Here is a 23,741-nt window from a genome sequence, read left to right on the forward strand (position 1 = left end):
GGGTCCGCCGACGCGGTGCTCAGGTGAGCGAGATGTCGACCTGGATCTCGGCCGCCAGCTTCTCGAGGTCGGTGCGCAGCGCATCCAGATCAGCGGATGCCGGAACCGTCGCCGTGACCGTCGACTCGAACAGGCGTCCACCGGCCATCGCGGCGTCGCGCGTCTCGGTGTCCATGCTCGTGATGCTGAGGGCGTGGGAGGTCAGAACGCCGGAGATCTCGTGCACGATGCCCGCGCGGTCGTTGCCCAGTACCGAGAGCGAGATCGAGTTCGCATCGCGATGGGCCGCGGCCTCCGAGCCGGTGTGGATCGCGACCGTGAGCAGTCCGGTCAGGGCGCGCAGCGCGGCCTGCAGCTTGGCGACCCGATCGGCGGCGACCGAGACCTCGATCACCCCGGCGAAGGTGCCGGCGAGCTCGGCGAGGCGGCTGTTCTCCCAGTTGCCCCCGTGAGCGTCGACGGCATCGGCGACGGCGGCGACGAGGCCCGGACGGTCTGCACCCGCGACGGTGAGGATCAGAGTAGTCATGGGGTCAGCGTAGTCGGCGCCCATCTGCGGAGTCGGGCCCGTACCCAACTCAGGAAGAATGCAGTCCGGAGTGCCCGCAACCGCCGAGATCGACGGGATCTGGGCCGATCTTCCTGAGTTGGGTACGGGTATCTCCGGGGACGGGGCCTTTCGACAGGCTCAGGGACCGAGCCGTGCGCAGACCTCGCTGGTTCAGGCCGGGTCGGCCCAGACTCCGGTGTCGAGGAAGCCGTCGAGGCGGGCACGGTGCGGGGTGAGGTCCCAGCCCTGTGCGGCGACCCACTCGTCGGAGTAGTAGGTGCCGGCGTAGCGGACTCCGCTGTCGCAGATCAGCGTCACCACGCTCCCGGTCTCACCCGCGGCGCGCATGCGCGCGATCAACTCGAACGCCCCGTACAGGTTGGTGCCGGTCGATCCGCCCGCCCAGTGCAGGGTGCGCTCGCGCAGCAGCCGGATCGCGGCGATCGATCCGGCGTCGGGCACGCGGATCATCTCGTCGATCACGCTCGGAACGAACGACGGCTCCACGCGCGGGCGGCCGATGCCCTCGATGCGGCTCGGGCGCCCGTCCGGAGCATCCGCGGTTCCCGCCCAGCCGTCGTAGAACGCCGACCCCTCGGGGTCGACGACGGCGATCTCGGTGGCGTGCCGCCGGTAGCGCACGTAGCGACCGAAGGTGGCGCTGGTGCCGCCGGTCCCGGCGCCGACGACGATCCAGCGGGGGATCGGATGCCGCTCCTGCGACAACTGGCTGAACACGCTCTCGGCGATGTTGTTGTTGCCGCGCCAGTCGGTCGCGCGCTCGGCGTAGGTGAACTGGTCGAGGTAGTGGCCGTGGCAGTCGGCGGCGAGGCGGCGGGCCTCGGGCGACATGTCCTCGGCGCGGTCGACGAAGTGGCACGTGCCGCCGTAGAACTCGATGAGGTCGATCTTCTCCTGCACGGTCGACCGCGGCACGACGGTCACGAACGGGAGCCCGAGCATCCGGGCGAAGTACGCCTCGGAGACGGCGGTCGAACCGCTCGACGACTCGACGAGCGTCGTATCGTGACGGATGAGCCCGTTGACGAGGCCGTAGAGGATCAGCGACCGGGCGAGGCGATGCTTGAGCGACCCGGTCGGGTGCACCGACTCATCCTTCAGATACAGGTCGATGCCCCACTCGGCGGGCAGCGGGAAGACGTGCAGATGGGTGTCGGCACTGCGGTTGGCGTCGGCCTCCAGCAGAGCGATCGCGTTGCTGGTCCAGGAGTCCACCGTTCGAGCGTACCCGGGCTCAGTTGTCGGTGTAGCCGCCTTCGCCGGTGTCGCCGTCGTAGGTGAAGGTGCGGTCCGACAGTGTGATCTGGATGTCGGTGCCGAGCGGCTGCTCGGCGAGGAGCTTCTGCTCGAGCTCAGCGGCGCGCTCGAGGTATTCCGAGGTGTCGGCGCCGAACGAGGCCGCGAGCTTCATGTCGGTCATCAGGTAGAGGTATGCGCTCACCGCGGTCTGGTTGAACTCGGTGTTCGGGATCCGCTCCCACAGCGACCCGTCGGTGCGCGCGGCCTTGTACTCGTCGATCTTCGACTGCAGCTGTGCTTCGGCCGAGCCGCCGGTATCGGGCAGCGAGGGAGCGTCGTCGGGTTCCTCGGGTTCGGCGTCGGTGCCGTCCGGACCGGGGGCGCCCTGGCCCGAATCGTCGGAGCCGGATGCCGGTGCCGGATCGGCACGATCACCGCTGCTCGCGGCGACGATGCCGATCACCGCGGCGATCAGCACTCCGATCACGACGATCACGATGACCAGAATCGGCAGTGCGCCGCGCCGGGGAGCCGGAGGAGGGGACGGGATGCCGAACGCGGGGCCGGTCGGATATCCCCCGGCCGGCGGGTGGGTGCCGGACGTCTGCTGCGGCGGGTAGGTCAGCTGCGTGGGCTGCGGCGGGTGCATCGGTGCCGCGGATGCCGGAGCGGATGCCGGCGCCGGAGTCGCGGGCGGCGGGTAAGCGGCGGGCGCCTGACCGGTGGCGGCCGGGTATGCCGGAGCCCCCGGCGTCGCCGACGGCGGCCGGTACGCCGGAGCCCCGGGGTGTGCCGGAGGCGCCTGGTACGCGGGCGCCGGGCGATACGCCGGAGTCGGCTGATAGCCCGCGGGCGGCTGGTAGGCGGGGCGGTATCCGGGTGGCAGCGGGGCGCCGGGCGGCAGCGCAGGGGCGTCGGCATCCGTCCCCACCGGCGGAGCCAACGGCGGCTGCGCGGGCGGCGGGGGAGAGGCGGGCGTGGGCGCCTCCGGCGGGACGACCGCGTCGGCATCCGCTCCTGGCGCGGATTCGGATGCGCGGTCGTCGCCCGTCACGGCTGGACCCGCGTGCTACCGGCGAGTGTCATACCGCCGCGGCCGTCGACGTGCAGGAGGGAGGCCTGCGACTGCTCCTGCTGCAGCTGGAACTCGAAGCGCGAGCGGTCGCCGCGATGGTAGGCGATGAAGTACTCGATCGGGGTGTCGTCGTCGGTGCGGCTCACGCTGCGCAGGCGCAGCAGGGCGGATCCGGCGCTGACGCCGAGGTGGCCGGCCTGCTCGTGCGTCGCGACCGTGGCCTCGGCCGATCGCACACCGCGGGTGGCGACGATGCCGTGCTCGGCGAGCACCCGGTACAGAGAGGAGTCCGACAGATCGACGCCCAGGGTGACCGCGCCGACGGCATCCGGCATCCACGTGGTCGACAGCGACCAGGGCTCGTCGTCGACGTGGCGCAGGCGCTCGAGCACCACGACCCGCGACCCGACAGGGATCTCGAGGGCCGCAGCGATCTCGTCGTCGGCGAAGGCGAACTCGTGGCGCAGCACGTCGCTGTGCACGTGCCCGCCGCGACGCTCGACGTCGTCGTAAAGCCCCACGAGCGTGTGCACCAGGCTCTCCGCCGTGCGAGGGCGCGAGACGAAGGTGCCCTTGCCCTTGACGCGCTCGACGAGACCCTCGTGCTCGAGTTGCGCGAGCGCCTGGCGCACGACGGTGCGCGAGACGCCGTAGCGCTCGCAGAGTCCGTGCTCACCCGGGAGGGGATCGCCCGGCTGCAACCCGTCGCGCGCGATGCCGTCGACGATCAGCTGCCGCAACTGGTCGTACATGGGTGCGGCGGAGTGGCGGTCGATCGCGTCGGGAAGCACGGCGGACATGTTAGTACGCCACGCCCGCGTGCAGGATCACATTCGCGTACGGGGTGAACTCGCCGGAGCGCACGAACGCCCGCGCCCCGTGGGTGAGCTTCTTGAAGTCGACGTGCGGCACGAGCTCGATCTCGAAGTCCATGCCGGCGAATCGCTCGCGCAGCGCCTCGAGCACTTCGGGGCTCTTCTCGGCGACCTCGGCCGAGACCGTGGCGCCCTCGACGACCAGCTCGGCGAGCACGGTGTCGAGCACGTCGAAGAAGGCGGGTGCCCCCGGGCGGTACGCGAGGTCGATGCGTTCCGACCCGGACGGGATCGGAAGCCCCGCGTCGGTGACGACGAGCAGGTCGGTGTGCCCGGTCTCGCTGATGACCCGCGACAGGGCGGGATTGATCGTGGTTGCGGTCTTGCGCATGGCGGCTCCGGTCTCTGTGGTGTGGCGGCGGTCAGCCGACGGGGGCCGATTCGCGCTCCGCGAGGAACGCGTCGACGTCGGCGCGCAGGGGCAGGCTCGGCGAGGCGCCCTGCTTCGTGACGGTGAGGGCGCCCGCGGCCGTCGCCAGACGCACGGCGTCGTCGAGGCTGCTGCCGTTCGCGAGCGCGGCGCCGAGATACCCGGCGTAGGCGTCGCCGGCGGCGGTGGTGTCGACGGCGGTGACGGGGAACGGGGGGATGACGGATGCTCCGTCCGAGGTGACAACGCACGACCCCTGGCCCGCGAGCGTGATGACCGCGGCGCCGACGCCCTGGTCGAGGAACCAGCGTCCGGCGCGCTCGGCGGACTCGGCATCCGTCACTTCGATGCCGCTGATGAGCGTCGCCTCGGTCTCGTTCGGCGTGACGATGTCGATGTTCGCCCATACCTCGACGGGGAGCGTCGCGGCCGGTGCGGGGTCGAGGATCACGGTCATGCCGTGCTCGCGGCCGCGGCCGGTGATGTGCGCCGTGAGGGCCGAGGGCGTCTCGAGCTGGGTGAGCAGCACCGAAGTGGTCGGGGCGAGGGCGGCGAGAGCCTCGTCGATCTGGTCGGTGTTGAGGGAGGCATTGGCGAGCGGCACCATCACGATGTCGTTCTGCGCAGAGGCGTCGACACGGATGTGCGCGATGCCGGTCGGGCCGGGCACCGTGCGCAGGTGTGCGAGGTCGACGCCGGCCTCGCTCAGGCCGTCGACGACGAGGTCGTGGAAGAGGTCGTCGCCCACGCATCCGACGAAGCTCGTGCGGGCGCCGGAGCGGCCGGCGGCGACGGCCTGGTTGGCGCCCTTGCCGCCGAGCATGAGGGTGAACTGATCGCCCAGGATCGTCTCGCCGCGCGCGGGGAGGCGCTGCGAGAAGGTGGTCACATCGGCGGTGACGCTGCCGACGATCACGACGCCGGAACGGTCTTCGGGGTGTGCGGGGGCCATGTCGCTCCTGGTCGTCTTCGACGGCGATGTACGTCGGCCGGGGCTTTGACATCGCCCCGCGCCTGTCATTACATTAGCCGAAAGCGAACCTGTAACGACAGGTTGTCCCCGAGGAGTCCCGATGACCGTGATCGCCCCCCGCCTGTACGTCGACAGCGCCGACGTCGACCGGGTGTCCCGGCTCCTCGCCGCGGGCGTCGTGCACGGTGTCACCACGAACCCCACGATCCTCGAACGCGGCGGGCGCACCGCCGGCGAGATCCCCGAGCTCTACGCCCGGTGGGAGTCCGAGGGCGCCGCCGAGGTCTTCTTCCAGACGTGGGGCGGCGACACCGCGTCGTTCCTGCGCAACGCCGAGCGCATCCGCGAACTCGGGCCGCGCGTCGCCGTGAAGGTGCCGGCGACCGCCGCCGGGTTCGCCGCGGCATCCGCCCTCGTCGCCGATGGAGCGACCGTGCTCGTGACGGCCGTCTACTCCGTCGCCCAGGCGCTCGCGTGCGCGAGCATCGGTGCGCAGTACATCGCGCCCTACCTCGGTCGCATGCGCGACGCGGGCATCGACGGCGACACGGTGATCGCCCGCATGCAGGAGGTCTGCGAGGGCAGTGGATCGAACGTGCTCGCGGCGTCGCTGCGCACGGCCGACGACATCGTCGGGCTGCGCCTGGCCGGAGTGCCCTACTTCACCGCCGCGCCCGACGTGATCGAGCAGGCGCTGTTCCACGAGGTCAGCGACAGTTCGGCGGCCGAGTTCGACGCCGCCATGGTGCGCCTCGGGGCGTGACGGTCGGCGCGAATGCCTAGGCCGAGGCGGCCTGGCGCAGCCACCGCTCCACGCCCGCGATGTGGGCCGTGGCGAGCGAGGTCGCGAGCGCCGGGTCGTGCTGGGCGATCGCATCGGCGATCGCGCGATGCTCCGACAGCGTGCGCTCGACCGCGTGCGCCTCGGTGAGTCCGCGCCACACGCGGGCGCGCACGGTCTGACTGCTCAGATGCTCGATGAGACTCGCGAGGTAGGCGTTGCCGGCCATACCCACGATCTCGCGGTGGAAGCGGATGTCGTGCTCGACGAGCTCCTCGATCGTCACCGACGCGTCGACCCGCTCGACCTCCTCGACGAGGGCCGCGATCTGCTCGTCGTCGCCGAGGGTCGCCGCGAGGCCCGTGGCCTGGGACTCCAGCATCCGCCGTACGGCGAAGATCTCGAGCATCGAGTCGTCGTCGTGCATGTCGACCACGAACGAGATCGCCTCGAGCAATAGGTGCGGTTCGAGGCTCGTCACGTAGGTGCCGTCGCCGCGGCGCACGTCGAGCACGCGGATGACCTCGAGGGCCTTCACCGCCTCGCGCATCGAGTTGCGCGACAGGCCCAGACGCTCCGACAGTTCCTTCTCGGGGGGAAGCCGATCGCCCGGCGACAGCTCGCCCGACACGATCATCGCCTTGATCTTCTCGATCGCCTCATCGGTGACTGCCATGGCCGTCATCCTAGCCAGTGATCCGATGTCTGAGGCAGGATGGGCGTATGCGAGTCCTCGATACGCACCTGCACATGTGGGACGAAGAAGTCCTCACCTACACCTGGCTGGAGGGTCCCTACGCCTACCGCTTCGCCGAGACGGAGGTCGAGCACGATCGCCTCGACGTCGAGCGGGAGGAGGCGGTGTTCGTCCAGGCCGAGACGACCGAGGGCGATTACATCGGAGAGGTGCGGTGGGTGCAGTCCCTCGCCGGACGCCTCGGGATCTCCGGGATCGTCGCCGGAGCGCAGCTGCACCGCGGCGTCGACACGGTGACGCACCTCGAGGAGTTGGCGACGCATCCGCTCGTCGTCGGCGTGCGCCACAACCTGCAGAACGACCCCGACGGCTTGGCCGTGTCGAGCGCGTTCGTCACGGGCGCACGGGAGGTCGCCGCTCGCGGGTGGACGTTCGACGTGTGCGTGCGTGCCGCGCAGCTGCCCGACATCGCCCGCCTCGCCGGCGCCGTGCCGGAGCTGCGGATGGTGCTCGACCACCTCGGGAAGCCGGCGGTCGGCACGGCGGAGGCCCCGCTCGCTCCCTCTGCGGAATGGGTGCGCGACATGGAGGAGGTGGCGAAGCATCCGGAGGCGTTCTGCAAGCTCTCGGGACTGCCCGCCGAATCCGGCGGCTTCTGGAGCGCCCAGCAGCTCGTGCCGTTCCTCGACGTCGCGGCCGATGCCTTCGGCGTGGAGCGCCTGATGTGGGGGAGCGACTGGCCGGTGTCGTCGATCGGCCCGGCCGAGGAGGGCGACCCGCACACGCCGGCCGACGGCTCGGCGACGTACCAGCCGCACGCGCGGCAGCGCTGGCTCGACACGGTGGTCGAGTGGGCCGAGGCGCGCGGGCACGACGTCGACGCGATCCTGTGGGCGAACGGGCGGCGGTTCTACGGACTCGACACGCTGCGGCCGGTGGCGGCGGAGGCACCGCGGCGCGGGTTCTTCGGGCGGTTGTTCGGGGGCTGAGGCGCGGTCTGAGCTGTGCGGTGTCGGGGTTATCCACAGCCCTGCCGTCTGCGAGCCCGCCGCAATCTCTGATGTGTCAGGCTCTCCCCGGCGCGTCGAGCGCGGTGAGGGGATCGCATGGGCGACTGGACGGTGGATGCGGACGGAGTGCTCGCGCTGCTGACGAGTATCGACACGGCAGGGCCGGACTTCGAAAGAGCGCATCGAGACGTTACCGATGCCGCCGAATCGGGCACGACGCTGTCTGTGGGTGGACGGACGGTTGTAAAAACAGCATGGACGACGTTCATCGAAGACCGAGCGCTCGTGCCGGGAAAGATCATGCACGAGGTCGCCGCCGCCGCGTCGGCCATGAGCGAAGCCACGGCCGCTCTGGTGGCGGGCGACGAGCAGGTGTCGCTCGACACCCGAGCGGCGCAGAGCAGAGCGGAGGGCTGGGGTATTGCTCCCGTCGAGGCGTACAGCGCATCAGCAGGTGAGAACTGATGGCGATCGCCGTGAGCTCGGTCGCCGAAGTGATTGCGCCGGCGAACGTCGAGCACCTCAGCTCTCTCCTGTCGTCGGCGCAGTCGAAGTTGGACGCGGCGATGGAGGAGGCCAGAAGCACTGGCTGACGTTGCCGGACGTCTTGCAGGTCGACGGCGCCGACGGCATGAACTATCTGCTCGACCCGTCCTCGCGTGCGGTGCAGGAGTGGGGGACTGCGCTCGGCTCGGCTCGGACGGCCCTGTCGGATGCGGCTTCCGACACGCTGCCCGCGTTGGTCACCCGGCGCGCGAGACTGCTCGAGCGGATCGTCGAGGTGAACAGGCAGTCGTCGGATGCCGATGGTGCGGTGGCCCTCGCGGATGCTCAGTACTGGTCGGCGTACGGCAGTGATCCGGAGTCGAGTTCGACCACGTCGGCTCGCGAGGCGCGGACGGATGCGCTGCACAGCCAAGAGCAGGCGCGTGAGGTCGTGTCGCAACTGGAGCGCGACATCGAGGCGTTCCGGCGTGACGTCGAAGCGGAGGAAGAGGCCATCGCGAGGAAACTGACGGGAATCAGTGGTGGCGACGAGGTGCTCGGCGCATGGGCTGACGAGGTGCGGGTCTCGCAGGCGTTCTGGGGTCTTGCCGAGCAGGCGTATCCGGGTGCGCCCCGACGGGCCGTCGACCTGACGGAGCATCTGCGCGACTCCGTTGAAGACGCGGCCGTGTCGAGGATCAACAAGTTGAGCGTGACGGATCCGGCGGCGGCGCAGGAATGGCTCGATGCGCACCCCGAGTTCGCGGCGACGGTCGGGCTCATCGACCCGGCGGTGGCGGCCCGCCTGTGGCAGGGGATGGCGTCGGAATCGACGCGAGGGCCGGCCGATGACGGCGGTGAGAGCTGGGCGACAGGGCCGCTGGCCCAGCTCTTCGACATCGCGCCGTTCACGATCGGCAACCTGAACGGGGTCTTGGCGAGAGACCGTGACGAATTCAATCGCGAAATGCTCCGGCAGACGCTCGACGATCCGGATGCGTCCGCGGAGCAGCGTGCCGCGGCTGAGCAGATGCAGAAGGCGCTGGATCGCGCGTTGGATGCGTCGCCTGCCGGCACGGTGGTGCAACTCGTCGCGTTCGGGGTTCCGGCCGACGCTGGCGAGCGCGACATGCGCGCGGCGATCTCGGTGGGTGACCTCGACACTGCGCAATACGTGGGGGTGATGCTCCCGGGGATGGACAGCAGCGTCGCGGTGTCGATGTACGGTCTCGTCGGAAACGCGGTCAATATGCAGGACGCGCATGTTCGCGTCGGTAACACGGAGCCAACCGCGACAGTGGTCTGGATGGGATTCGAGTCGGCGGGAGCGAATCCATTCACGAGCGAGTTCCTCGGGCGTGACGACCTCGCGCAGGAGGGGGCGGCGCCACTGGTGCGCTTCCTGGGCGGCGTTGATGTCACCAACGCCGCCGCTGAGACGACGGTTCATGCGTACTCGTACTCGACGCGTCTCGCGACTTACGCACTGTCCGCCGGTCCGTACGGCGGTGGCGAAGTCGATCATCTGATCCTCTACGGATCGCCGGGCCTGGCAGAGCCTGTGCGAACGGTGGACGATCTCGTCGGGGTTCCTCCGGGTGAGGTGTACTCGACGAAGTCGGTCGGGGATCAGCTGAGGCTGCCGGGACCCGAGATTGTGCAGGTCCAGGTGTATGGCTTCGTAATGGCGACATCAGCCGCGTCGGGGCAGGCAGGCATGGCAGAACTAGGGGAAGCGTTGTCGGATGTCGGCGTAGACAATGCGGATCCGAACGATCCGACGTTCTGGGGTGGCCACGACTCGAACGTCTTCGTGTCGGACGGAGTTCTCGGGCATGCGGCTGACAAGACCCCGAGGTCCGATGGCTACTGGAGTCGGGGCTCGGATTCCATCAAGGATGGGGCGCGGATCGCGGCCGGCAGGGGGGATGAAGTCAGATGAGGTGTGTGAAGAAGGCGGGCTGGTTTGCCGTGGTCGCCGTATTGCTGAGCCTCCATGCGCTGACGGCCTGCGGATCACCTGGAAGGAAAGAGATGACCAGCGATGAGGCACGAGAACAACTTTTGACGGCTGTAGATGTGGTCAAGGGTGCGACCGGGCAAGAGTGGGCTACCGATGTGGAACCCACTCTTCTCGGTTGCTCTCGAACGCACAGTCAATGGACCACGAGCTGGAGCGGATCACCGACAACGGATCGCGATTCGTCGTACACCTCTGTACGTGAAGCTCTTGAAGAAGCCGGATTCGCGACCTATGTCAACGGTGCGGACACGACGACCCCGGTCTTGTCGGCGCAGGCCGCCGACGGTTTCGGCCTTGACTATTCGCAACCGATTGAGGGCGGGCCGGTCGGATTCAGTGTGAGTAGCGATTGCTTTCCCGAAGGCGAATGAACGCGCTCGTCGATCACGAGGGGGTGCGGTGGGGGAAGCGATTGCTTCCCCCTGGAGGAGTGGCCGAGCGACGAACCGGACGACTCCACCCCCTGACCCCGCACACACAACGGAGGAGATCTCGCGTTCCGCAGAAGCATCCGAACCATCTGCTCCTGCGGAACGCGAGATCTCCTCCGTTACGTGCGCCGCCCGGGACTACTCCGACCGCAGGCGCAGCTGCGCCATACCGCCGTCGACCTCGATGAACGTGCCGGTCGTCGAACCGGCCGCCGGCGAGACGAGGTAGGCGACGGCCGCCGCGACCTCGGCGGGGCTCACGAGCCGGCCGTGCGGCTGGCGGGCCTCGAGGGCCGCGCGCTCGGCGTCGGGGTCGGATGCCGCGCCCAGCAGTCGCCCGACCCAGGGGGTGTCGGCGGTTCCCGGGTTGACGGCGTTGACGCGGATGCCCTCGCGCAGGTGGTCCGCCGCCATGGCGCGGGTGAGGGCCGAGACGGCACCCTTCGATGCGGTGTACAGCGCGCGCTGGGGGAGGCCGGTGGTGGAGGCGATGGATGCCGTGTTGCAGACCGCCGCGGCCGGCGACTCGCGCAGCCAGGGGAGAGCGGCCGAGGTCACGCGGGCGATGCCGGTGACATTGATCGACAGCACGCGGGCCCACTCGTCGTCGTCGTTCGCGGTGATGTCGCCGGTCGCGCCGATCCCGGCGTTGTTGACGACGATGTCGAGGCGGCCGAACTTCTCGCCCACGGCGGCGACCGCCGCGTCGACGCTCGCCCGGTCGGAGATGTCGGCCGTGAACGCGGCGAAACGGGCATCCGCTCCCGAGGTGTCGCGGTCGAGGATGGCGACCTGCGCGCCATCCTCGTGCAGCCGCGCAGCGATCGCCGCGCCGATGCCCGAGGCGCCGCCGGTGACGATCGCGACCAGGCCGTCGAGCGCGCCGCTCACTTCGCCGCCTCCCAGGCCACGAACTCCTGGCGCTGGTGGCCCAGGCCGTCGATCTCGACCTCGACCACGTCGCCTGGGGCGATGTAGGGGAAGTTGCCCGAGAGGGCCACGCCCTGCGGGGTTCCGGTGAGGATGAGGTCGCCCGGCTCGAGGGTCACGTACTGCGACAGGTGGTGCACGATGTGCTCGACCGAGAAGATCATGTCGCTCGTGTTCGAGTCCTGGCGCGGTTCGCCGTTGACGAAGCTGCGCAGGCCGAGGGCGTGATGGTCGACCTCGTCGGGCGTGACGAGCCACGGGCCGGTCGGGTTGAAGCCCGCCGCGATCTTGCCCTTCGACCACTGGCCACCCGAGACGGCCATCTGGAAGTCGCGCTCCGAGACGTCGTTCGCGAGCACGAAGCCGGCGACGTGCGCCAGCGACTCCTCGGGGGAGTCGAGGTACGCGGCGCGGGTGCCGATGACGATGCCGAGTTCGACCTCCCAGTCGGTCTTGCTGCTGCCGCGGGGGATCGTGACGGTGTCGTTCGGCCCGACCACGGTGTTCGGGGTCTTCAGGAACAGGATGGGGATGGTCGGCGGCTCGGAGCCGGACTCGGCGGCGTGCGCGGCGTAGTTCATGCCGATGCAGATCACCGCGCTCGGACGCGCGATGGGCGCGCCGATGCGGAGGGCCGCGGCATCCTCGAGCTCGGGGAGCTCACCGGCGTCGCGGGCGGCGGCGACGCGGGAGACGAAGTCGCTCCCGAGAAAATCGCCGTTCACATCGGATGTCACCGAGCGGAGGTCGAGGTAGCGATCACCCTCGACGAGGACGGGGATCTCTGTACCTGGGGTGCCGAGCCGCGCGAACTTCATGATTCTCCTGATCCTTCGGGTGGCCGCCCAGTGACGGCCGTCGTCGTTGACAGTATAGACATCGGATGTTTACACTCCAAGGGATTGCATGGGATTTCTCCATGCCCCGAGAGGAACCGTACCCGTGAGCCGTATCGTCGCACTCGACACCACCGACATCCGCTTCCCCACATCGCTCAGCCTCGACGGCTCCGACGCGATGAACCCCGACCCCGACTACTCGGCCGCGTACGTGGTCGTGCGCACCGATGCCGAGGACGGCATCGAGGGCCACGCGTTCGTGTTCACGATCGGCCGCGGCAACGACGTGCAGGTCGCGGCGATCGACGCCCTCGCCGGGCACCTCGTCGGACGCGAGATCGAACCGCTGCTCGACGACATGGGCGGAACCTTCCGCGAGATCATCGGCGACTCGCAGCTGCGCTGGCTCGGCCCCGAGAAGGGCGTCATGCACATGGCCATCGGCGCCGCGATCAACGCGCTGTGGGACATCAAGGCCAAGCGTGCGGGGATGCCGCTGTGGCAGCTCCTCGCCCGGATGACGCCCGAGGAGCTCGTCGACCTCGTCGACTTCCGCTACCTCACCAACGCCCTCACCCGCGACGAGGCCCTCGAGATCCTCCGTGCCGCCGAACCCGGCCGCATCGAGCGCGAGCGGGAGCTGCTCGCCACCGGCTACCCGGGATACACGACCAGCCCCGGCTGGCTCGGCTACTCGGACGAGAAGCTCGAGCGCCTCGCCCGCGAGGCCATGGCCGACGGTTTCACCCAGATCAAGCTCAAGGTCGGCGCCGACCTCGACGACGACATCCGCCGCTTCCGCAAGGCCCGCGAGGTGTGCGGCCCCGACTTCCCCATCGCGATCGACGCGAACCAGCGGTGGGAGGTGTCGGAGGCGATCGAGTGGGTGAACGCGCTCGCCGAGTTCCACCCCGCCTGGATCGAGGAGCCCACCAGCCCCGACGACATCCTCGGCCACGCCGAGATCGCCCGCGGCGTCGCCCCGATCCGTGTCGCGACGGGCGAGCACGCGCAGAACCGCATGATCTTCAAACAGCTGCTGCAGGCCGACGCGATCTCGGTGATGCAGATCGACGCCGTGCGCGTCGCCGGCGTCAACGAGAACATCGCCAACCTGCTGCTCGCCGCCAAGTTCGGTGTGCCGGTCTGCCCGCACGCCGGCGGAGTGGGGCTCTGCGAGGCCGTGCAGCACCTGTCGATGTTCGACTTCGTCGCCGTCACCGGCACCCGCGAGGGCCGCATGATCGAGTTCGTCGACCACCTGCACGAGCACTTCGTCGTGCCGACCGACATCCAGGGCGGGTCGTACATGGCCCCCACCGAACCCGGGTCGGGCATGGAGATGAAGGCCGACAGCATCCGCACCTACACGTGGACGGGCGAGCATGTCGTCGCCTGACCGCGTGCTCGACATCCCCGCCCTCGGCTATGGTGCGGCGAACGTCGGCAATCTCTTCCGCGCGCTGAGCGACGACGACGCCTGGGCGGTGCTGGATGCCGCGTGGGAGAGCGGCATCCGCTACTACGACACCGCCCCGCACTACGGCCTCGGCCTGTCGGAGCAGCGCCTCGGCGCGTTCCTGCAGACGAAGCCCCGCGACGAGTTCGTGCTGTCGACCAAGGCCGGACGACTCCTGCGCCCGAACCCCGAGCACACCGGCGGCCTCGACACGGCCAACGACTTCCACGTGCCCGACGATCTGCAGCGGGAGTGGGACTTCTCGGCCGACGGCATCCGTCGGAGCCTCGACGAGTCGCGCGAGCGCCTCGGCATCGAGCGCATCGACCTGCTGTACCTGCACGACCCCGAGCGGCACGACCTCGACCTCGCGCTCGCCGAAGCCCTGCCGGCCATGGAGCAGCTGCGCGCCGACGGACAGGTGGCGGCGATCGGCATCGGATCGATGGTGTCGGATGCCCTGGCCGCCGCCGTGCGCTCCGCCGACCTCGACCTCATCATGGTCGCCGGGCGCTACACACTGCTCGAGCAGCCCGCGGCCGCAGACGTCCTTCCGGCGTGCCGGGAGACCGGAACGGGGATCGTCGCGGCATCCGTCTTCAACTCCGGGCTGCTCGCGGCGAGCGAGCCGCGCCGTGACGGTCGGTACGAGTACGGCCAGCTGCCCGACGAACTGTGGGACCGCCTCGTGCGCATCGCCGCGGTCTGCGCCGACCACGGTGTGCCGTTGCCGGCCGCCGCGATCCAGTTCCCGTTGCAGGCGGCCGAGGTGCGCTCGGTCGTGGTGGGCGGCAGCCGCCCCGCGCAGCTCGAGGAGAACGCCGAGTACGCCGCGCTGGCGATCCCCGCCGAGCTCTGGCAGAACCTCGCCGCCGAGGGACTCATCCCGGCGAGCTGACCACCGCTGACCCGTGGCCGCAGAGACCCGTGGCCGCGCGGACCCGAACCGCGCGGCCACGCACCACCCCGATCGAAGGAACCCCGTGCTCGAAGGCATCCATCCCCTGCTCACCGGTGAGCTGCTGCTGCACCTCGATCGGATGGGGCACTCCGACGCGGTCGTGATCGCCGATGCGCACTTCCCCGCCTGGGGGCTCGGCGCGCGGGTGATCGACCTGCCCGGAACGACCACGCCCGAGGTCGTCGCCGCGATCCGCACCGTGCTGCCGCTCGACGACGCCCCCGGCATCGACCTGATGACCTCGGCCGACGGCGAGTTGCTCGACGTGCAGCGCGAGCTCATGGCCGCTGCGGGTACCGAGCTCGAGACCACGCGGTTCGTCGAGCGCTTCGCGTACTACGAGGTCGCGGCATCCGCGTATCTGATGGTGCGCACGGGTGAGACCCGTAAATACGGCAATGCGCTACTGCGGAAGGGCGTCGTCGGGCACGCGTCGGCCTGAGATCCCGGACGCACTTCTCCGGATCTATGCGCGCGACAACGCGTACCCAACTCAGGACGAATGGGCCGAAACGGGCCGAATCGCCCCAGAAACGGGGGTTCCGGGCAGTTTGTCCTGAGTTAGGTACGCCCGGCGGCTGGCACGCGCCCGACGGTCGACTCGCGCACGACCAACTCGGCGGCGAACGGCGTCATCGCGGGCGGCGGAGCGGCGGGATCGGCGAGCTGCTGCAGCAGCACTGCCCCGGCGGCGCGACCGATCTCGTAGCCGGGCTGCCGCACGCTCGTGAGCGGCACCACGCCCTGGTGCGCCTGGGCGACGTCGTCGAAGCCGATGATCGCGACGTCGTCGGGAACGCGGATGCCGCGGCGCACGAGCTGCGTGAGAACGCCGAGCGCGACCATGTCGTTCGCGGCGAAGACCGCATCCGGTAGCTCCGCGGCGGGCAGCGCGGCGATGCGCGCCCCGGCGGCCATTCCGTCCTCGGTGGTGAGGTGGTCGACGTCGATCACCTCGATCGCGGCATCCGTGCCCTCCACCGACTGCCGCAGACCGGCGAGGCGGTCGTTCGATTGGCTGACGGTCGGACTGCCGAGGAACAGCAGCCGCCGGCGTCCGATCGAGAGCAGGTGCTCGCCCGCGAGGCGTCCGCCGCCGACATCGTCGAAGAGCACCGAGGCGACCTTGGTGGAGGGCGGGATGGGGCCGACGACGACCGAGCGGATGCCGCGATCGGCGAGCGTCTCGAGCCGCGGCACGACATCGCTGAAGGGGTAGATGATGATGCCCTGCACGCGGTGCGCCTCGAACATGTCGAGGTTGCGGCTCTCCTGCGCGCCGTCGCGGTTGCTGTTGCTGAAGAACAGCGACCACCCGGCCTCGCGGGTGATGTCTTCGACGCCGCGGGAGAGCTCGTGGAAGTAGGGGAGCCACGCGTCGAGCAGGATCAGCGCGAGCGCGGTGCTGGAGCCCGCGCGCAGTTGGCGGGCCGACTCGTTGGGCACGTAGCCGAGCTCCTCGATGGCCGCCCGCACCTTTTCGCGGCTGGAGGCGCGGAGCACGTGCGGGTGGTTGAGGTAGTTCGACACCGTCGACGACGAGACGCCGGCGAGGGCGGCGACGTCTTTGACGCTCGCGGGCATCGATCCTCCGTGATCACCGTCCGGCGCACCGTGCGCCGATGGGTGGCATCAGCGTAACCGACGTTATTGGCACGTTACAAGAAAGTTCTTGACACCGATCGGCCGCGGCGCATAGCGTGACCTGCACACCGAGTTGGCACGTGCCAATCGGTGGAGGCGACGGTGCCGCACACCCGCCTCCGAGGGATCTCATGAACATCGGCTGCCACGGGCTCGTCTGGACCGGGAACTTCGACGCCGACGGCATCCGTCTGTCGGTCGAGAAGACCAAGGAGGCCGGCTTCGATCTGATCGAGTTCCCCCTCATGGATCCGTTCTCGTTCGACGTCGCCGCCGCGAAGGACGCCCTCGAGGAGCACGACCTCGCCGTCAGCGCTTCGCTCGGCCTGTCGGAGGCGACCGATGTGACGAGCTCCGATCCGGCGATCGTCGCGGCGGGCGAGGCCCTGCTGCTCCGCGCCGTCGACGTGCTCGCCGACCTCGGTGGCACGCACTTCTGCGGCGTCATCTACAGCGCCATGAAGAAGTACATGGAGCCGGTCACCGCCGAGGGGCTCGAGAGCAGCCGCCGCGCGATCTCCACGATCGCCGACCACGCCGCCGAGCGCGGCGTCTCGGTCGCCCTCGAGGTCGTCAACCGCTACGAGACGAACGTGCTGAACACCGCGCGTCAGGCGATCGACTTCGTCGGCCGGATCGACCGACCGAACCTCGGCATCCACCTCGACACGTACCACATGAACATCGAGGAGTCGGATATGTTCGCGCCGGTGCTCGACGCCGCTCCGCAGTTGCAGTACGTGCACATCGGCGAGAGCCACCGGGGCTACCTCGGCACCGGATCGGTCGACTTCGACACGTTCTTCAAGGCGCTGGGGCGCATCGGTTACGACGGTCCGATCGTGTTCGAGTCGTTCTCGTCGGCGGTCGTCGCGCCCGACCTGAGTCGGATGCTGGGGATCTGGCGCAACCTGTGGACCGACAACGTCGAGCTGGGTGCGCATGCGAACGCGTTCATCCGCGACAAGCTCGTCGCGGTCGACTCGATCCGTCTGCACTAGGCGGGGCGAGCCGGTGGGGGGAACCTGTGACCAAGTTGTTATTACAGGTCTTCCCCTCCCGGACTTCATTAGATACATTTAGGTACAACTTGCGCGGGAGACCGCGGAGCGTCAGAATTGATCCGATGTTTAACCCCATCGGGTGAACTCAGCAACGAAGCAGCAGTGAACAAGAACCTTCAAGGAAGCAGGTGAGGCACGTGAGTGATCCCATCCTCAAAGTGGAGGGCATCAGCAAGGGATTCCCCGGTGTCCAGGCGCTCAAGGACGTGCATCTCGAGGTGCGCGCCGGTGAGGTTCTCGTCCTCGTCGGAGAGAACGGTGCCGGCAAGTCGACCCTCATGAAGATCCTCTCCGGGATCTACGCCAAGGACGAGGGCACGATCGTGTTCGAGGGTCAGGAGGTGGAGCTCACGAGCCCGCTCCAGGCGCAGGAGCTCGGCATCACGATCATCCACCAGGAGCTCAACATGATGCCCGACCTCACGGTCGCGCAGAACATCTTCGTCGGCCGCGAGCCCCGCACCGGTCCGTTCCTGTCGGAGCGCAGGCTCAACCAGCAGACGGCCGAACTGCTCCAGCGGCTCAACATCCACCTCGACCCCAAGGCCAGCGTCGGCGACCTGACCGTGGCCGAGCAGCAGATGGTCGAGATCGCCAAGGCCCTCTCGTTCAACGCCAAGGTGCTCATCATGGACGAGCCGACCTCGGCCCTCACCGACTCCGAGGTCGAGACGCTGTTCGTGCTGATCGAGCAGCTCAAGGCATCCGGCACCGGCATCGTCTACATCTCGCACCGCATGGACGAGCTGCGCCGCCTCGCCGACCGCGTCAGCGTGCTGCGCGACGGCGCATACATCGGATCACTCGACAAGGCCGAGGTCAGCATCCCGAAGATCATCGAGATGATGGTCGGCCGGGCGATCGACGAGGGCACCCGCCCCAGCGCCCGCGACCACATCAACGACCCGGTCGTGCTCGACGTGCAGGACCTGTCGACCAAGAGCCTGCTCAAGGACATCTCGTTCCAGCTGCACAAGGGCGAGATCCTCGGCTTCGCCGGCCTCATGGGCGCGGGGCGCACCGAGACCGCTCGCGCGATCATCGGCGCCGACCCCAGCGACGGCGGCACGGTCACCATCTCTGGTCGACAGACGAAGATCGGGCAGCCCGCGGATGCCGTCAAGCACGGCGTCGGCTACCTCTCGGAGGACCGCAAGCTCCTCGGGCTCATGCTCGAGCAGGACGTGACCTTCAACACCGTGCTCGCCTCGCTCGGCTCCTACGCCAACGCGATCGGCTGGATGGGCGACGGCAAGGCCAAGAACCGCACCAAGGAGTACGTCCAGCAGCTGCGGGTGAAGACGCCCTCGGTCAACCAGGTCGTCAAGCTGCTCTCGGGCGGCAACCAGCAGAAGGTCGTCATCGCCCGGTGGCTGATGCGCGACTGCGACATCCTCATCTTCGACGAGCCGACCCGCGGCATCGACGTCGGAGCGAAGGAAGAGATCTACCGCCTGATGCAGCAGCTCGCTGACCAGGGAAAGTCCATCATCGTCATCTCGTCGGAACTGCCCGAGATCCTCCGCGTCGCGAACCGCATCGCCGTGTTCGCGAACGGTCGGATCACCGGCACGCTCCGCAACGAGGAAGCCAGCCAGGAGAAGATCATGCAACTCGCAGCCCATGGGGAGGAAGACTGATGAGCACCCCGCAGAACGGGTCGTCGACGACGACGATCATCCAGACCGCCGTGAACGAGAACACCGACAAGCGCGACATCGGCGGCTTCCTCAAGCGCCAGGTGCAGCAGTCGCTGGCGTTCGGCACGCTCGTCGTGCTGTTCATCTTCTTCTCGGTCGCCAGCCCGAACTTCCTCACCTGGAGCAACGTCTCCGGCATCCTGCTCTCGACCGCGGTCATCGGCATCCTCGCCCTCGGCACCACGTTCGTGATCATCACCGGTGGCATCGACCTGTCGCTCGGAACCGGCATGGCGCTCTGCTCGGTCATGACGGGTGTGTTCATCACCAATATGGGACTGCCGGTGTTCGTCGGCGTCATCGGCGGTATCGCCACCGGTGTGCTGATGGGCCTCGTCAACGGCGTGAACATCACGTTCCTGCGGCTGCCCCCGTTCATCGCGACCCTCGCGATGATGATGATCGCCGGTGGCCTCGCCCTCGTGATCTCGGGCGTCGCGCCGATCTACTTCTCGTCGTCCGCTCCGGACTTCAAGCAGATCGCCCTCGGCACCCTCATCCCGGGCCTCCCGAACGCCGTGCTCATCACGCTCGTGCTCGCGGTCATCGCGTACCTCGTGCTGTCGAAGACGCTGCTCGGCCGCTACACCTTCGCGATCGGCTCGAACGAAGAGGCCACCCGCCTCTCGGGCGTCAACACGCGCCGCTGGACGATCTTCGTCTACATGTTCGCCGGAGCGTTCACCGGCATCGCCGGCGTCATCATCGCCTCGCGTCTCGACTCGGCCCAGCCGCAGATCGGTACGGGCTACGAGCTGCAGGCGATCGCGGCCGTCATCATCGGCGGCACCTCGCTGCTCGGCGGACGCGGCTCGATCCTCGGCACCGTGATCGGTGCGCTCATCATGAGCGTGCTCGTCAACGGCCTCCGGATCATGTCGATCCAGTCCGAGTGGCAGAACATCGTCGTCGGCGTCGTGATCCTGATCGCGGTGTTCTTCGACTCCCTGCGCAACCGCGCACGCACCTGACCCCGGAGGCGGCGCTGTGCCCGCCGCCTCCGATCGGCGACCCGGCCGACACCGCGGAGCGATCCGCACCGGCACACCGCACCACGAATGTCCCACTCCGGCTCCCGGGCCGGCACACACACACAAACAACGGAGTTTCCATGAAGTTCGGAAAGAAGGCCGCATTCGCGGCTCTGATCGCCTCCGCGGCGATCGTCGTGGCAGGCTGCTCGAGCAACGCGGGCGGCGGTGACGCCGGTGGCGACGCCGGCAGCGGTGACGAGATGTACATCGCCCTCGTCTCGAAGGGCTTCCAGCACCAGTTCTGGCAGGCCGTGAAGAAGGGCGCCGAGGAGAAGGCCGCCGAGCTCGGCGTCACCATCACCTTCGAGGGCCCCGCCGCCGAGACCGAGGTCGACGCCCAGCTGCAGATGCTGCAGACCGCCATCGACAAGAAGCCGGCCGCCATCGCGTACGCCGCCCTCGACCCCGAGGCCTGCGTCCCGTACCTCGACAAGGCCAAGGCCGCCGACATCCCCGTCGTCTACTTCGACGCACCGTGCGACGGCGACGTGGGCCTGAGCCTCGCCGCCACCGACAGCAAGGTCGCAGGAGCCCTGGCCGCCGAGCACATGGCCGAGCTCATCGGCGGTGAGGGCGAGGTCGCCATCGTCGGCCACTCGCAGATCAACTCGACCGGTGTCGAGCGTCGTGACGGCTTCGTCGAGAAGATCGAGGCGGACTACCCCGACATCGAGATCGTCGACGTGCAGTACGGCGACGGCGACCACCTGAAGTCGGCCGACATCGCGAAGGCCATGATCGCCGCGCACCCCGACCTCAAGGGCATCTACGGCACCAACGAGGGCTCCGCCATCGGCGTCGTGAACGCGGTCAACGAGCTCGGCCTCGAGAAGGGCAAGCTCACCATCGTCGGGTTCGACTCCGGTGCGGCCCAGATCAACGCGATCAAGGACGGCACGATGGCCGGCGCCATCACGCAGGACCCGATCGGCATCGGCGCGCAGGTCGTGCAGGCCGCGTACGACGCCGCCAACGGCGAGACGGTCGACGAGTTCTACGACACGGGTTCGTACTGGTACGACAAGACGAACCTCGAGGACGACAAGATCGCTGCGGTTCTCTACCAGTGATCTGATCCGATCCGATCTCCGGATCGAGAGGCCCCTCACCTTCGGGTGGGGGGCCTCTTCGCGTCCCGAGGTGGGACGCTTCGACAGGCTCAGCGACCCAGCGTCTGCAACTGGGCCCCTGCGCCTGTCGAAGGGCCCCACCGCGAGAAACCCCGAACGCCGGAAAGGCCCGGTATCCGAGGGGGACACACCGGGCCTTTCCCAACCGGAGAGAGGGGGGGATCCTCCGGTTGCATCCGCCGTCAGAGACGGCGGAGGAATGTGAGCTGCGAAGAGGGTTCCACGATCAGTTGCTGCAGAGCCTCATTGAACGGCCCTCCGGCCGGAGCCGAGAGGTGCGCCTGGAACGCTGCGTCATCGCGATAGACCTCGTACACGAAGAAGCGATCGGGATCGTCGACGAGTCGCGTGGCATCGAAGACCACGTTACCTGTTTCTGCTTGTACTTCCACGGAAAACTCGCGCAGAAGTTCGGCGACGCGATCGCCCTCGCCGGGGCGGGCCGTGAAGGTCGCGTGCAGGATGGTGGGTTCGGATGCGGATGCTTCGGACAACGGTGTCTCCAGAGGTCGATCGGTTCAGTGCGAGAGCGTGAGCAGGCGGGCAGGGTTGGCGACGAGCAGCCGATCGACGGCGTCGTCTCCGATGAGGTCGCGCAGGCGCGGCACGTAGCGCTCGCCGAGGTAGGCGAGTCCGGGCATCCCGCCGTAGGCGAGGTAGCGAGTTCGGCGCGCGACGTCGCCGCCGAGCAGCACCCGGTCGACGGCGCCGCGCTCGACGACCGCGGCGGTGAGGGCGAGCAGCTCGGCATCCGATCGCGTGCGCGGCCGGGCCATGCCGTCGTACCCGAGGTACGCGCCGCGCTCGGCGAGCGAGGCGTGCAGGCCCGGGTCGGGATCCCGGTCGGCGTGCGCGAGCACGATCCGATCGGATGCCGCGCCCGCGGCCGCGAGCAGATCGAGCACCTCGTGGGCCGCGGTGCAGAACTCGAGGTGCACCATGATCGGAGCCCCGGTCTCGCGATGTGCGGCCGCGAGGGCGTCGAGAGTGGTGCGCTCGAAGGCGCTGATGCGCCAGTAGTCGATGCCGCCCTTGAGGAGTCCGGCGCGCACGGGGGCTCCGTCGGGGGAGTGTGCGGCGCGCGGGGTCTCCGAGGTGAGCGCCTCGGCGTCGTCGACCGGCATCCCCTCCACGATGTCGCGCACGAACAGCGCGGCCAGGGTGTCGACGTCCCAGGTGCGGGTGGGATGTTCGGGGGCGTAGTGCGCCTCGCGGTGGCGCCCGGTCGTGGCGATGATCTGCAGTCCGGTCGCGGCACTGATGCGGGCGACGGCCTCGGGGTCGCGGCCGATCCCGAACGGGGTCGCGTCGACCATCGCGGCGAAGCCGCTGTCGCGCAGGCCCTCGGCCTCGGCACCCGAGAGCGCCTCGTCGTCGAGCTCGTCGCCGGGCAGCAGCGGACTCACCTGGAACAGGTGCTCGTGATAGTTCGTCGCCCCGAGCCGCGCGGGGTCGATGTCGCCGAGGACCGTGCGGATCATCGGCGCGCGAACTCCGCCGCCTCGGCGAGCTGCTCGACGACCTCGGGCGTCAGGTCGAGTTCGAACACGTCGGCGACCACCTGCGACCAGCCGTGGATGAAGTAGCGCCAGCCGTCGACGACGACGAGCGACCGTGCCTGCTCCTGCGCGCGGGCCTGGTGCAGGAACTCGAGCGATCCGCGGTAGTTGAACTCCCACACGTACGCGTTCTCGGGGAAGACGACGTCATCGGGCAGGGGAGAGCCGGGGCGGTCCTTGCCGAGGCCGGTGGCGTTCACGATCACGGAGCCCGCCGGTGCCGCCGCCACCAGGGCCGCGGCCTCGGCGGGCGAGTCGGTGCGCACGTAACGGATGAGTCCTTCCGCCGTGCCGTGCTGCGCGTGGACGGCGCGCAGGTGCTCCAGCGCCTCGTCGCTGCGCGCCGTCACGGTCACCCGTGTCGGGGCATCCGCTCGTTCGGCGAGGGCCCAGCTGAGCGCCGTGCCCGATCCGCCCGCACCGAGGATGACGACCTCGGCCCCCGTGCGGGCGAAGTGATCGGAGGGGAGGAAGTCGTTCAGGGCGAGGTCGACGGTGATCGGGTCCTTCGCGCGGCCGATGAGGCGGTCGCCGCGCTTCGAGATGCTCGAGATCTCGCTGCACGAGACCGCGAAGGGGTCGAGTTCGTCGAAGAGATCGGATGCCGCGGCGTACACGTTCATCTTGTGGGTCGTCACGAGCGCGCCCCGGTGGTTCGGGTCGTCGCGGATCTGTTCGACCATCGCGACGTACTGAGCGGGTGTGGCGTCCATCGGGAGGTCGTGACCGACCAGTTCGCGGGTGGGGAGGCCCAGCACATCGGCCCAGCGGGGGAAGACCTGCATGATCGACGACGAGGCGGTGCTCACGCCGACGAAGCCCATGTATCCGGCGCCGGTATCCGCGTCGACGGGGAGGGAGGTGGGGAGGGACGTGGTCATCGGGTTCTC

At 69.1% G+C, this 23,741-nt stretch carries 26 protein-coding genes; 13 read left to right on the top strand and 13 right to left on the bottom strand.

The features are described 5' to 3' along the window. Positions 1-19: 19 nt before the first annotated feature. The 6 genes from ACIQTT_RS12825 to ACIQTT_RS12850 all read right to left on the bottom strand — a co-directional run bounded on the left by ACIQTT_RS12825 (position 20) and on the right by ACIQTT_RS12850 (position 5,082). Positions 20-529 carry a glycine cleavage system protein R gene (locus tag ACIQTT_RS12825; RefSeq protein WP_402790501.1) on the bottom strand — a complete coding sequence of 170 codons (510 nt, stop codon included), beginning with the start codon at positions 527-529 and terminating at the stop codon, positions 20-22. 192 nt (positions 530-721) lie between these two features. Further along, positions 722-1,786, bottom strand: coding sequence for a PLP-dependent cysteine synthase family protein (locus tag ACIQTT_RS12830; protein ID WP_402790504.1), 1,065 nt, complete (start codon positions 1,784-1,786; stop codon positions 722-724). Positions 1,787-1,805: 19 nt separating this feature from the next. Then, complete coding sequence (locus tag ACIQTT_RS12835) at positions 1,806-2,864, bottom strand: hypothetical protein (RefSeq protein WP_402790507.1); 1,059 nt, start codon at positions 2,862-2,864, stop codon at positions 1,806-1,808. Continuing rightward, positions 2,861-3,685, bottom strand: a complete 825-nt coding sequence (locus tag ACIQTT_RS12840) for a GntR family transcriptional regulator (RefSeq protein ID WP_402790510.1) — start codon at positions 3,683-3,685, stop codon at positions 2,861-2,863. Before ACIQTT_RS12840 ends, ACIQTT_RS12835 begins: the two co-directional genes overlap by 4 nt. A 1-nt stretch (position 3,686) precedes the next feature. Beyond that, positions 3,687-4,091 carry a D-ribose pyranase gene (rbsD, locus tag ACIQTT_RS12845; RefSeq protein ID WP_402790513.1) on the bottom strand — a complete coding sequence of 135 codons (405 nt, stop codon included), beginning with the start codon at positions 4,089-4,091 and terminating at the stop codon, positions 3,687-3,689. 31 nt (positions 4,092-4,122) lie between these two features. Next, complete coding sequence (locus tag ACIQTT_RS12850; RefSeq protein WP_402790515.1) at positions 4,123-5,082, bottom strand: ribokinase; 960 nt, start codon at positions 5,080-5,082, stop codon at positions 4,123-4,125. Positions 5,083-5,203: 121 nt separating this feature from the next. Here ACIQTT_RS12850 and ACIQTT_RS12855 point away from each other — a divergent pair, with 121 nt between their 5' ends. Next, positions 5,204-5,866: a transaldolase family protein gene (locus ACIQTT_RS12855; protein ID WP_402790517.1), complete on the top strand. Its 663-nt coding sequence runs from the start codon at positions 5,204-5,206 to the stop codon at positions 5,864-5,866. A gap of 16 nt (positions 5,867-5,882) precedes the next feature. Here the strand turns inward: ACIQTT_RS12855 and ACIQTT_RS12860 are convergent, their stop codons facing one another. Continuing rightward, complete coding sequence (locus ACIQTT_RS12860; protein WP_402790519.1) at positions 5,883-6,560, bottom strand: FadR/GntR family transcriptional regulator; 678 nt, start codon at positions 6,558-6,560, stop codon at positions 5,883-5,885. A gap of 47 nt (positions 6,561-6,607) precedes the next feature. Between ACIQTT_RS12860 and ACIQTT_RS12865 the strand changes: the two genes are divergently transcribed. The 5 genes from ACIQTT_RS12865 (at position 6,608) to ACIQTT_RS12885 (ending at position 10,471) form a co-directional block, all read left to right on the top strand. After that, entirely contained in the window at positions 6,608-7,570 is a 963-nt protein-coding gene (locus ACIQTT_RS12865; RefSeq protein ID WP_402790522.1) for an amidohydrolase family protein, read from the top strand. A 117-nt stretch (positions 7,571-7,687) separates the two neighbouring features. Then, positions 7,688-8,056 carry a DUF6507 family protein gene (locus ACIQTT_RS12870; protein WP_402790525.1) on the top strand — a complete coding sequence of 123 codons (369 nt, stop codon included), beginning with the start codon at positions 7,688-7,690 and terminating at the stop codon, positions 8,054-8,056. Further along, positions 8,056-8,184 (top strand): hypothetical protein, encoded by a 129-nt coding sequence (locus tag ACIQTT_RS12875; protein ID WP_402790528.1) that lies wholly within the window; start codon positions 8,056-8,058, stop codon positions 8,182-8,184. The genes ACIQTT_RS12870 and ACIQTT_RS12875 overlap by 1 nt, the downstream gene beginning before the upstream one ends. A gap of 38 nt (positions 8,185-8,222) precedes the next feature. Next, positions 8,223-10,019, top strand: coding sequence for an alpha/beta hydrolase (locus ACIQTT_RS12880; RefSeq protein WP_402790531.1), 1,797 nt, complete (start codon positions 8,223-8,225; stop codon positions 10,017-10,019). Positions 10,020-10,024: 5 nt separating this feature from the next. Beyond that, positions 10,025-10,471 carry a hypothetical protein gene (locus ACIQTT_RS12885; protein ID WP_247633759.1) on the top strand — a complete coding sequence of 149 codons (447 nt, stop codon included), beginning with the start codon at positions 10,025-10,027 and terminating at the stop codon, positions 10,469-10,471. A 198-nt stretch (positions 10,472-10,669) separates the two neighbouring features. On the opposite strand, the gene ACIQTT_RS12890 is transcribed toward ACIQTT_RS12885, so the two are convergent. Further along, positions 10,670-11,422 carry an SDR family NAD(P)-dependent oxidoreductase gene (locus ACIQTT_RS12890; RefSeq protein ID WP_402790535.1) on the bottom strand — a complete coding sequence of 251 codons (753 nt, stop codon included), beginning with the start codon at positions 11,420-11,422 and terminating at the stop codon, positions 10,670-10,672. Next, the gene (locus ACIQTT_RS12895) at positions 11,419-12,279 is read right to left on the bottom strand and encodes a fumarylacetoacetate hydrolase family protein (RefSeq protein ID WP_402790538.1); all 861 of its coding nucleotides are present in this window, start codon (positions 12,277-12,279) and stop codon (positions 11,419-11,421) included. The genes ACIQTT_RS12890 and ACIQTT_RS12895 overlap by 4 nt, the downstream gene beginning before the upstream one ends. A gap of 124 nt (positions 12,280-12,403) precedes the next feature. Between ACIQTT_RS12895 and ACIQTT_RS12900 the strand changes: the two genes are divergently transcribed. From ACIQTT_RS12900 to ACIQTT_RS12910, 3 genes are all read left to right on the top strand, one after another. Next, positions 12,404-13,699: an L-fuconate dehydratase gene (locus ACIQTT_RS12900; RefSeq protein WP_402790541.1), complete on the top strand. Its 1,296-nt coding sequence runs from the start codon at positions 12,404-12,406 to the stop codon at positions 13,697-13,699. Next, the gene (locus tag ACIQTT_RS12905) at positions 13,686-14,657 is read left to right on the top strand and encodes an aldo/keto reductase (protein WP_402790544.1); all 972 of its coding nucleotides are present in this window, start codon (positions 13,686-13,688) and stop codon (positions 14,655-14,657) included. The genes ACIQTT_RS12900 and ACIQTT_RS12905 overlap by 14 nt, the downstream gene beginning before the upstream one ends. An 85-nt stretch (positions 14,658-14,742) precedes the next feature. After that, positions 14,743-15,162 carry an RbsD/FucU family protein gene (locus tag ACIQTT_RS12910; protein WP_402790547.1) on the top strand — a complete coding sequence of 140 codons (420 nt, stop codon included), beginning with the start codon at positions 14,743-14,745 and terminating at the stop codon, positions 15,160-15,162. Positions 15,163-15,281: 119 nt separating this feature from the next. Here the strand turns inward: ACIQTT_RS12910 and ACIQTT_RS12915 are convergent, their stop codons facing one another. Then, the gene (locus tag ACIQTT_RS12915; protein ID WP_402790550.1) at positions 15,282-16,304 is read right to left on the bottom strand and encodes a LacI family DNA-binding transcriptional regulator; all 1,023 of its coding nucleotides are present in this window, start codon (positions 16,302-16,304) and stop codon (positions 15,282-15,284) included. 191 nt (positions 16,305-16,495) lie between these two features. Here ACIQTT_RS12915 and ACIQTT_RS12920 point away from each other — a divergent pair, with 191 nt between their 5' ends. The 4 genes from ACIQTT_RS12920 to ACIQTT_RS12935 all read left to right on the top strand — a co-directional run bounded on the left by ACIQTT_RS12920 (position 16,496) and on the right by ACIQTT_RS12935 (position 21,232). Further along, entirely contained in the window at positions 16,496-17,365 is an 870-nt protein-coding gene (locus ACIQTT_RS12920; protein ID WP_402790553.1) for a sugar phosphate isomerase/epimerase family protein, read from the top strand. A 200-nt stretch (positions 17,366-17,565) separates the two neighbouring features. Further along, the gene (locus ACIQTT_RS12925; protein WP_402790556.1) at positions 17,566-19,068 is read left to right on the top strand and encodes a sugar ABC transporter ATP-binding protein; all 1,503 of its coding nucleotides are present in this window, start codon (positions 17,566-17,568) and stop codon (positions 19,066-19,068) included. Then, entirely contained in the window at positions 19,068-20,099 is a 1,032-nt protein-coding gene (locus ACIQTT_RS12930; protein WP_402790559.1) for an ABC transporter permease, read from the top strand. The genes ACIQTT_RS12925 and ACIQTT_RS12930 overlap by 1 nt, the downstream gene beginning before the upstream one ends. 140 nt (positions 20,100-20,239) lie before the next feature. Then, on the top strand, positions 20,240-21,232 hold the full coding sequence (locus ACIQTT_RS12935; RefSeq protein WP_402790561.1) for an ABC transporter substrate-binding protein: 993 nt from the start codon (positions 20,240-20,242) through the stop codon (positions 21,230-21,232). A 242-nt stretch (positions 21,233-21,474) separates the two neighbouring features. On the opposite strand, the gene ACIQTT_RS12940 is transcribed toward ACIQTT_RS12935, so the two are convergent. The 3 genes from ACIQTT_RS12940 to ACIQTT_RS12950 are packed head-to-tail and all read right to left on the bottom strand — an operon-like array spanning position 21,475 to position 23,732. Further along, positions 21,475-21,786, bottom strand: a complete 312-nt coding sequence (locus ACIQTT_RS12940) for a putative quinol monooxygenase (protein ID WP_402790564.1) — start codon at positions 21,784-21,786, stop codon at positions 21,475-21,477. Between the two features lie 24 nt (positions 21,787-21,810). Next, complete coding sequence (locus tag ACIQTT_RS12945; RefSeq protein WP_402790567.1) at positions 21,811-22,773, bottom strand: phosphotriesterase; 963 nt, start codon at positions 22,771-22,773, stop codon at positions 21,811-21,813. Then, positions 22,770-23,732, bottom strand: coding sequence for a shikimate dehydrogenase family protein (locus tag ACIQTT_RS12950; RefSeq protein WP_402790569.1), 963 nt, complete (start codon positions 23,730-23,732; stop codon positions 22,770-22,772). Before ACIQTT_RS12950 ends, ACIQTT_RS12945 begins: the two co-directional genes overlap by 4 nt. Between the last annotated feature and the right edge of the window lie 9 nt (positions 23,733-23,741).

The sequence above is a fragment of the Microbacterium sp. NPDC090225 genome, assembly GCF_044772365.1.
Classification (GTDB): domain Bacteria; phylum Actinomycetota; class Actinomycetes; order Actinomycetales; family Microbacteriaceae; genus Microbacterium.